The sequence below is a fragment of the Microbacterium umsixpiens genome (assembly GCF_053543675.1).
The window spans coordinates 81,642-83,195 of record NZ_JBLVOH010000136.1 but is presented as its reverse complement, the minus strand read 5'-3'; the positions used below and the strand labels follow the sequence as shown (position 1 = coordinate 83,195).

At 66.2% G+C, this 1,554-nt stretch carries 2 protein-coding genes; both read left to right on the top strand.

All coding sequences use genetic code 11. From position 1 onward, the window contains the following. The first annotated feature begins 109 nt into the window (after positions 1-109). Positions 110-982 (top strand): signal recognition particle-docking protein FtsY, encoded by an 873-nt coding sequence (gene ftsY, locus ACNPM4_RS13800; RefSeq protein WP_448986033.1) that lies wholly within the window; start codon positions 110-112, stop codon positions 980-982. 44 nt (positions 983-1,026) lie between these two features. Then, positions 1,027-1,527, top strand: coding sequence for a DUF2004 domain-containing protein (locus ACNPM4_RS13795; protein WP_262000866.1), 501 nt, complete (start codon positions 1,027-1,029; stop codon positions 1,525-1,527). Positions 1,528-1,554: the final 27 nt, after the last annotated feature.

Below are 1,554 nucleotides of genomic sequence, written 5' to 3'. Positions count from 1 at the left end.
CGAAAGTGGGGTCGTTGCCGGCATCGGGCTGTAGAGGGCGGTTCGAACCGCCGCGCCGCTCTGTTCGGAAGCGGAGTTCATTCCCCGGTGCTACCCGTAGGCTGGAGGGATGGCGGAGAAGTCCTGGTCTCTCGGTCGCGCACTGCGCGGCATGTTCGTCAAGCCCACCATCGACGAGACGACGTGGGAGGACCTCGAGACGGCGCTGATCACGGCTGACTTCGGGCCCGACATCAGCGAGCGCGTCGTCGAGGACCTGCGGGCCAAAGTCGACAAGTACCGCACGACCGATCCTCGGGACCTCCAGCGCATGCTGCGCGAGACCCTCGAAGAGCACTTCGCGAAGTTCGACACGACACTCAAGCTCACCGAGCGTCCGGCCGTCGTGCTGGTCGTCGGCGTGAACGGCGTTGGCAAGACGACCACCATCGGCAAGTTCACCAAGTTCCTCCGCGGCTATCAGCGCAGTGTCGTCGTCGGTGCAGCCGACACGTTCCGCGCAGCGGCAGTCGACCAGCTCGCGACCTGGGCGCAGCGCGGGGGAGCGGCGATCGTCCGTCCGCAGCAGGAGGGCCAGGATCCTGCATCCGTCGCCTTCCAGACCGTCGAGTACGCCAAGCGCGAAGGTATCGAGATCGCGATCATCGACACCGCCGGCCGCCTGCACACCAAGGGCGGGCTCATGGACGAGCTCTCCAAAGTGAGACGCGTCATCGAGAAACAGGCTCCCATCAGCGAGGTGCTGCTGGTCCTCGATGCCACGACGGGCCAGAACGGCGTGATGCAGGCCGAGGCGTTCCTGGAGCACGCGGGCGTCACGGGGCTCGTCCTGACCAAGCTCGACGGTTCCGCGAAGGGCGGGTTCGTGCTTGCGGTGCAAGAGCGCACCGGCATCCCCGTGAAGCTGCTCGGACAGGGCGAGGGGATCGACGATCTCACCGGATTCACCCCCCATGTGTTCGTCCAGTCATTGGTCGGTTGATGACGGGACTACCGCAGTGAGCACGAGGCTGGTTTCATAGCGTTATGGCGATCGAACACGACTACTTCGGACTCCTGTCCTCGGGCCCCGACGGCTCGATCTTCTGGTCGGAGACCGTCGAACTCGGAGACCAGAGCGTCACCGTCGATCTGACCGCTCCGGACCAGGACGACGTGTCCGCGGACGCGCTGGACATCGCCGCGGGTCTCATCGCCGGACTTGAGAACGTCGACGACACCGCGCGGCGCGGGATGCTCTCCGAGGTCGATGACCGCACCAGCGAGGTGACCGAGTACATCCTCCAGCAGCAGGAGGCCTACGGCGACGATCTCCCGGAGGTCCTCGTCGACGTGTCAGGGGATGCGGCCGTGGACATCATCCGCTCGCTGCGCCTGATGAGCATGACCATCCTCGCCGACGAGCACGGAGGCTCGGAGCCCTTCGCCGTCCTCGAGTACGCCCTGGATGACAGCTCATCCGACGACGTCCTGCTCGTGAATCTCGGCTCGGACGGCACGGTGCAGTCGGTGATGAGCGCCGACTGAGCCACCGTCCCGGGGTGCCCCCGGGCC